5 protein-coding genes and 1 pseudogene are annotated in these 7,227 nt (G+C 73.0%); all 6 read left to right on the top strand.

Annotation, left to right across the window (positions count from 1 at the left end):
• On the top strand, positions 1-686 hold a 686-nt coding region (locus tag BIV23_RS51020; protein WP_177240263.1), incomplete at its 5' end, for a hypothetical protein.
• On the top strand, positions 686-1,876 hold the full coding sequence (locus BIV23_RS44505) for a TRAFAC clade GTPase domain-containing protein (protein WP_071386703.1): 1,191 nt from the start codon (positions 686-688) through the stop codon (positions 1,874-1,876). The genes BIV23_RS51020 and BIV23_RS44505, both read left to right, overlap by 1 nt.
• Complete coding sequence (locus BIV23_RS44500; RefSeq protein ID WP_071386702.1) at positions 1,873-4,371, top strand: GTPase-associated protein 1-related protein; 2,499 nt, start codon at positions 1,873-1,875, stop codon at positions 4,369-4,371. Before BIV23_RS44505 ends, BIV23_RS44500 begins: the two co-directional genes overlap by 4 nt.
• A 6-nt stretch (positions 4,372-4,377) precedes the next feature.
• The gene (locus tag BIV23_RS44495; protein ID WP_071386701.1) at positions 4,378-5,928 is read left to right on the top strand and encodes a TRAFAC clade GTPase domain-containing protein; all 1,551 of its coding nucleotides are present in this window, start codon (positions 4,378-4,380) and stop codon (positions 5,926-5,928) included.
• A 648-nt stretch (positions 5,929-6,576) separates the two neighbouring features.
• Positions 6,577-6,993, top strand: coding sequence for an SGNH/GDSL hydrolase family protein (locus BIV23_RS44490; protein ID WP_071386700.1), 417 nt, complete (start codon positions 6,577-6,579; stop codon positions 6,991-6,993).
• 37 nt (positions 6,994-7,030) lie between these two features.
• Positions 7,031-7,227: pseudogene (locus tag BIV23_RS51305) on the top strand (ISL3 family transposase); the annotation flags it as partial.

Here is a 7,227-nt window from a genome sequence, read left to right as displayed (position 1 = left end):
CTTCCACCCCGCCCCCGCCCCCCACCGATCCACGCGACCCGCACGTCTCGCAGCCCGCCACCTTCGTCGCCGTCCCCGTGGGCCAGTTGCAGGCCCTCCGTCGCGGAGACCACCTGCTCGTCCTGTGGGCCTGGCCCGAGGGAGCGCTCAGCGCGCGCGTCCGCTGGCGGCGCGAAGGCGGCAGCGCGGGCGGCGGGCCCCGGGACGGGGACCTGATCTGCCGGCGCCGGGTGTACGAGCACGACGGCGGGCTCGACCTGGCCGTCGGCCGGGACGCGGTCGTCCTCACCGTCGAGGCCCTGGTCGCCGACTCCACCGTGGACTGCGAGGGCGCGTCCTCGCTGGTCGTGCCCGCGCAGCCGCCCGTGGTGGAGTACGAGCCCGCCGTGCGCCGGCGCCTGACGGGGCGAGCCGCGTCGGTCACCTTCACCTCCGAGACCGGCTGCGAGCTGCCCAGCCTGCGGATCGTCCACGGTCTCGGCCGGTTCCGTCCCACGAGTACCGCCGAGGGCACCGTCCTGCACGAGGTGCCCGCCCAGCGGCTGCCCGCCCGTACCCCGCTGACCGTGGAGTTCCCGCTGCCGTCCACCAGGGGTCCCTCCTGGCTGGTCTGCTTCCCGGCGGACGGCGACCCCACCGGTATCGACATCCGCCCGACGGCGCTGCACAGACTGCGAGTCACCTGATGGCACGACGGCTCACCTGCCCGTACTGTTACGAGAGTTTCGCCCCGCGCGAGATCCGGTTCCGCTGCAACAGCCGCCTCAGCCGCACCGGGAAGCAGTGTCCGAGGCGCCGTGACCAGGTGCTCGACGAGCGCATGGGCCCGCGCCGCAGTCACGACCTCGGCCCCGACTTCGCCGCCGAGGGGCGCAGGCCGACGGCCGTCTGCCCGGAGTGCGACGGCGAGACCACGTACCGGATCTGCCCGGTGTGCCACTCCGAACTCCCCGTGCAGTTCGGCATGGTGGACAACCGGCTCATAGCGATGGTCGGCGCCAAGGCGTCCGGCAAGACCGTGTACATGACGGTGCTGCTGCACGAGGTCAGGAACCGGGTGGGAGAGGCGTTCGGTGCCGCCCTGATGGGCCTGGACGACGCGACCATGCGCCGCTACAGCGCCGACTACGAGGACCGCCTCTACCGCGACAACCAGATGTTCCCCGGTACCCAGACCGCCTCCACCAACCTCAACCGGGTGGACCCGCTGGTCTTCCGCTTCAGCCTGCGCCGGCGTTCCCTGTTCGGCGACCGCCCGCAGCACACCGTGCTGTCGTTCTTCGACACCGCCGGGGAGGACTTCAGCTCTCGCGAGAGCGTGGAGCTCAACACCCGCTATCTGGCCGGGGCCGACGGCATCATCCTGCTGCTCGACCCGCTCCAGATGCCGGGCGCCCGAGACGGCGCGCTGCCCGGCACCCCGCTGCCGGGCACCGAGGGACTCGACGCGCCGATGAACGTCCTGTCCCGGGTGACCGGACTGCTGCTGGCGCCCCGCACCGGCCGCTCCGCGCAGAAGATCGACACCCCGATCGCCGTGGTCTTCTCGAAGATGGACGCCTTTTGGCACCTGCTGGAGAGCAGCAGCCCGCTGCGCGACTACGCGCCGCCACGCGGCCGGTTCGACGTGGGCGACAGCCTCAGCGTCCACGAGGAGGTCCGCCGGCTGCTGAAGGACTGGGACGGCGTCCCGATCGACCAGCTGCTGGAGAACCACTACACCCGCTACCGCTACTTCGGCGTCTCCTCCCTCGGCCACAACCCGACGCCCGAGGCCCGGGTCGCCCCCACCGGCATCCAGCCCTACCGGGTCGCCGACCCGCTGCTGTGGCTGCTCAGCGAGTTCGGTGCGGTGCCGAAGGCAGGACGCGGATGACCGGTCAGAGAGCGCCCGGGCCGGGCGGGGCCGGGGCGCACTTCCAGCAGATGTACTACACGTCCTGTGAGCACGGTCTCAGCGGGTTCTCCGGGTTCCAGTTCAACGCCGTCAGCGGGGGCGTCAGCGCCGAGACCCGGCACGCCGTGGAGGCGCTCGCCGGCTACGAACCACCCCGCTCCCTGGTGGAGTCGGAGACCCCGGAGCAGCTCGACCGCTGCCCGGTCAACCTGTGCTACCGGCCGTACGGCCCGGACCGCCACGCCGCCACCGTGCTGTGCGTGCGGTACGTGGGCCGGGACTCGGCCCGCCGCTTCGGCAACTACTTCGCCCACGCCCTGCACAGCGAGGACTTCCCCGCGGCCGGCCGCGGACTGCTCGGCATCGAGCTGTGGGACTCGCCCGTGTGGACCCGTCGGGTCTCCCCGACCACCGACATCCCGGTGCTCGTGGAGCCGCCACCGCGCGGCCCGCTCGGTCCCCGGGCGGTGCACGCGGTCCTGCTCGCGCACCCCCACGGCGGCCGGCTGCCGGACCTGCTGGCGGCCGTGTTCGCCGCGCTCACCGATCACGGCTCGGTGGTCGTGGCCGACGACACCACCGAGCGGATCGCCCACTGGTTCGCCGCCGTCTCCTATCTGCTGCCGCCCCGGCTGGCCCGTCGGCTCTCCTTCGCCACGTACGTCTTCCGCCCGGCCCGCAGCAGGCTGCACCTCATCGGCACCCTGCCCGAGGCCCAGCTCGACTTCGCGCCGGACGAGGAGGACGCGTACACCGTCTTCGACTTCGCCCGCGGCCGCTTCCCCGCCGACGTCCCCCTCGAGCCCGCGGTCCGCGCCCTGGTGGAGCTCCTCACCCGGATCGGGGTCGGATCCGTCCGGCCGGTCTGGGCCTGGACGCGGGACTTCGCAGCCGGCGGGGAGGAGAAACCGCAGGACTGGCACGCGCCGCTGGCCGCGGCGGCCCTCTCGGGCGGCATCGCCCTGGCCGGGGCCGACGTGGACGCGCTGCTCGGCTGGCTGCCCGGCGCCGCCCACCTCGGGCCGCGCCGGGCCCAGCTCGCCGCCGACCTGTACCGCGGGCACCGGACCCTGGACGACGCCCGGCTGACCGTGCTCAGCGACATCGCGAAGGCTGCCGGGGACACCGCGCTGCACCAGGAGATCGAGGGGAAACTGCACGAGTCGCGGATGCGGGCCCACATGGCCGGCGGCGAGGACGCCACGGAGCCCGCGCGGATCGTCGACCCGGAGGTCCGCGCCCGGGCGACCGCCCTGTGGGAGCGGCTGCTCGCGACCGAGGTGACCACCACCCGGCAGCGGGTCCGGCTGCTGCTGTGGGCCGACGGAGCCCATCTGGCCCCGCCCGAGGAGGTCCTGGAGCGCGAGGCGCTCACCGTGGCCCGCGCCCTGCTCGGCGCGCCGTCGTCCGGCGCCCGCCTGCGTCAGGAGGCGGAAGACCTGGCCGGCCGGCTGCCGCAGCTGCGGGAGGCCCTCGCGACGGCGGTGCAGGAAGCGCTGCAGAGCCGTGACGGGCAGGAACAGCTCTTCTCGCAGTTCCCCGCCGCCCTGCTGCGCGAACGGGACCTCAGCGACCGCCCGCTGCTGCTGGAGCACTACTGGCGGTCCCGGGCCGAACGGGAGCCGGAGCGCACGGTCGAGCTGATGTTCCGCATCCTCGGGGTCCGCGGCCGGGCGGCACCCGACGCCGATCTGCTGCACGCGCTGTGGCGCCACCCCAGACCGGTCTGGACACACGACGAGGCGATCGAGGTGGCCGGCGGACTGCTCCCCGAAGGATTCCGGGCCGAACCGGTCGGCCAGTGGCTCGACCGCGCCGTGAACCAGCCCATCGACGACGAGGAGCAGCTCGACCTGTGCCTCCGGCTGTGTGAACTGCTCGAGGCCCCGGCCCGGTTCGCCGGGCTGCCGCCCGAGGCGCAGCGCCGGGTGCTGACCACCCTCGAACTGGACGCCGCCCTGCGCACGACCCGCGAGGCCACGGAGCTCGCCCAGGTCTTCGCGATCCAGGAGGCCGACATGTGGGCGGCTCCGCACGCCCTCAAGCGCTACCGCCTGCTCCCCGCCATGCTGCGCCTGCCCGCCGACATCGGCCGCATGAGCGCACGCTGCCCGGACTTCGGCCACTCCCTGCTGGACCGGTACCTCAGGGCCGTGCACCGCGCGGCGACGGAGACCGGCCGCGTCGACGACGTCCGGTTCAGCCACGTCGCCGCGGTCGCCGCCGTACGCACCACCGGACTCGTCCAGGCGCACCGGGACCTCGTCGACGCCGTCCGCCGCCACACCGGCGACCACTGGCGCCCGGCGGACCTGGAACGGCTGGAGCGGGCGGTGCAGCCGCATCACGCCCAACTCGCCGACTACTACCGCGGGTGTGCCGAGGCCCGCCTGAGCGGCGCGCGGAAAGTGGCGAACAAGGTCTCGTCGGCGCTGCCCTTCCGTCGCAGATCCGGCAAGAGCAAGGGGGAGTGACCCGACGTGGAGGAGATCATCGCGTTCGTCCTCGTCCCCGCGGGCTACCTCGCCGGGCTCGCCGTGTTCCTGACCGTCGCCCCGGCCATCGTGCTCCTGCGGGCCGCCGCGCTGCTGATGCAGCTCCTCGCGGGCCACATACGGCTGTTGGCCGGTGTCCTGGTCCGGCGCACGCCCGAGTTCCAGATCCTGCCGCCGTACCGTCCGCAGGACGAGGAGGTGAAGGCGTACCGGAACTACTTCTTCGGGCCGGGCGCCCGGGACCTGCGGCAGGTCCTCACGCTGCAACGGCGGTCGTACGCCAGGACGACCGCCGACTCCCTCCGCGCAGTGACCTCACGGCAGTTCACCGCCCCCACCAGGACCCGCGCCCTCACCGTGCCCTACGGCCTCACCCTCTACGCGGGCCTCGTTCTCGGCGCGGCACTGTCCCCCGTACCGCTGGCCCTGCTCCTGGCGCTGTACGGACTCCTGCTCCTGCTGCTGACGGGCGGCGCCCACCTCCTCGCCGGCGCCCTGCGCGCCGTAGACCGGACCATGCTGTACATGCGCCGCCTGCCCACCGGCATGATCTGTCCGCACTGCTACGAGCGCGTCCCCTACCCGGCCTACGACTGCCCTCGCCCCACCTGCCGGCGCCGGCACGCCGACATCCGCCCGGGCACCTACGGCATCCTCCGGCGCCGCTGCGAGTGCGGACAGCGGATGCCCACCCTGCTGATGCTGATGAGCCGGGAGGCACGGCTCCAGGCGTACTGCACCCACCCGCACTGCGGAAAGCCGATGAACGCGGACGCCGGGCACATGCCCGAGGTGGTCGTTCCGCTGATCGGCGGGCAGGCCGCGGGCAAGACCCAGCTGATGGCGGCCATGCTGCTCGCGCTGGAGAACGCCGCCGTGAACGGCGGCCCGGCGCTACGCCTCGCCGACGACGACACCGAGGCCGGCTACCAGGTGCTCCGCGAGATTCTGCGTATCCAGGGCCACACCCGGGGCACCCAGAAGGACCTGCCCCGCGCGCATTCCTTCGTCCTCGGCGCCGGCCGCGCCGAGCGGCTGGTCCACCTCTTCGACACCGCCGGCGAGCGGTTCGTCGACCGCGACGAGACCGACGCGCTGCGCTACGCCCGGGCCGCCCGCACGTTCGTCTTCGTCCTCGACCCGATGGCCGTGGACGACTTCTGGACCCGGCTGGAACCCTCGCCGGGCCCGCTGCTCGACCGCACGCTCGCCTCCACCGTCCATCCGGAGGAGGTCTTCGGCCGCTCCGTCCAGGCGGTGGCCGCGATGGGCGCCCCGGTACGGCACTCCCGGCTGGCCGTCGCCCTCAGCAAGACCGACCTCCTCGCCGAACACGGCCTGGCCCCCGACCGCCTCGACGACAGCGACACCGCCCGCGCCTGGATCCGCGACAAGCTCGGTCTGCACAGCCTCGTCCAGGCCATGGAGCTGGACTTCCAGGAGGTCCGCTTCTTCTGCACGGCCGCCGTGGCCGACGAGACGGCCCGGGTGGACGCCAGCATCAGCCGCTTCGTGGAATGGTGCCTGCGCCCCTGACCAGGCCGCGGACCAGGGGCGCCACACCGCGGCGCCAAGCCTCTCCACGGACCGCCTGCTCCTGAACGCAGCCGTGCGGCCCGTGCGGGAAGGAGGTGGCGTTCCACGCGGTACGCGGCGGTGACGGCGAGGCCACCAGCCCCGACGCGGTCAGCGACCTGATCGACACCTGGGAGAACGGCGGCGCGCGATGACGACCGCCATCCCCACGCAGCGCACCGTCCTGGAGCGGTTCCCCGCCACCGGCCCTGCGGCTTTTCGCCCGTAGCCCCGCCCAGGGGCTGACCCGCCTTCCCGGCCGGGCCCGCCGGGAGGCTGCGGGCGTTGCTTCCGAGGAGGGCCGGGCCGCCCGCCGGCGTGCTCCAGGTCCGCCCTGGTGCGCGCCGACGCCATCAGCTGTCTGTGGCGCTTCTCTTCGCTGTCGGGGTCGGCCACCCGGCGCACTCGCTGTGGCCGGAGCCTCAGTGCAATACGCCTGAGTGGTTTACCCGGCACACCTGCCGGTTGGTCGTGTGCCCTCCCCTACTTTCAATGCGTAGTCGCACAACTACGTTGAGTAAAAGGGGAATTGAGATGCGTCCGACGTCTACGGGCCGACTGGCGGCCCTCGCCTCGACGGCCCTGCAGCTGGCCTGTCCCGGAAGATCCATGCGACACCCCGCCAACCGCCTGCGAACGCGCGCACTGGCCGTGGGACTCGCACTGACAGCGGCCGCGGTTCTTCCCTCGGGCTCCGCCAGTGCGGCCGACCACTACGAGTGGGCCGCGCTGGGCGACTCGTACACCGCCGGCGGCTTCGTCGGCGCCCCGCAGCCCGCGCTGGGTGATGCGTCGCGGGACGGCTGCGACCGCACCACCGACGCCTACCCCGGCGTTGTCGAACGGGAGCTCGCCGAGTTCCCGCCGGGCAAGCCCGTCCACCTGACCAACGTCAGCTGCGGCAACGCCACCATCGCCGACATCGCCCGGAGCCGAGTGTCGGCGTACGCCCGAACGTGGCCCTGGCAAGATTTTCGTGAAACGGGGCTGTGCCACCGTGCGCCGGTGACGCTCCGTCACGGGTAGCGGGACTTTCGGCGAGTGTGATGACCTCGTACGAACTGTGTCGCCGCACCTGGATGTGGTGCGGGTGGAACGGGTGTGGTCGTCGGGTGGTGTGGTCCGTATCGCTGCCCGTACCCGCGAGTTGACGGTGGCGTGTCCGGACTGCCGGTGCGCGTCGGCGCAGGTGCACAGCCAGTATTCCCGCACGCTAGCCGATGTCGCTGCCGAGGGCCGCCCGGTGCTGATCAGTCTGAT

The sequence above is a fragment of the Streptomyces monashensis genome (genome assembly GCF_001866665.1).
Taxonomy (GTDB): Bacteria; Actinomycetota; Actinomycetes; order Streptomycetales; family Streptomycetaceae; genus Streptomyces; species Streptomyces monashensis.
Note: the sequence above shows the minus strand (reverse complement) of the source record. Positions and strands in the feature narration are given on the sequence as shown.

Coding starts and splice junctions, on each gene's coding strand:
- BIV23_RS44500 (WP_071386702.1), top strand. CDS start 1,873: ATGACCGGTCAGAGAGCGCCCGGGCCGGGCGGGGCCGGGGCGCACTTC.
- BIV23_RS44505 (WP_071386703.1), top strand. CDS start 686: ATGGCACGACGGCTCACCTGCCCGTACTGTTACGAGAGTTTCGCCCCG.
- BIV23_RS44490 (WP_071386700.1), top strand. CDS start 6,577: ATGCGACACCCCGCCAACCGCCTGCGAACGCGCGCACTGGCCGTGGGA.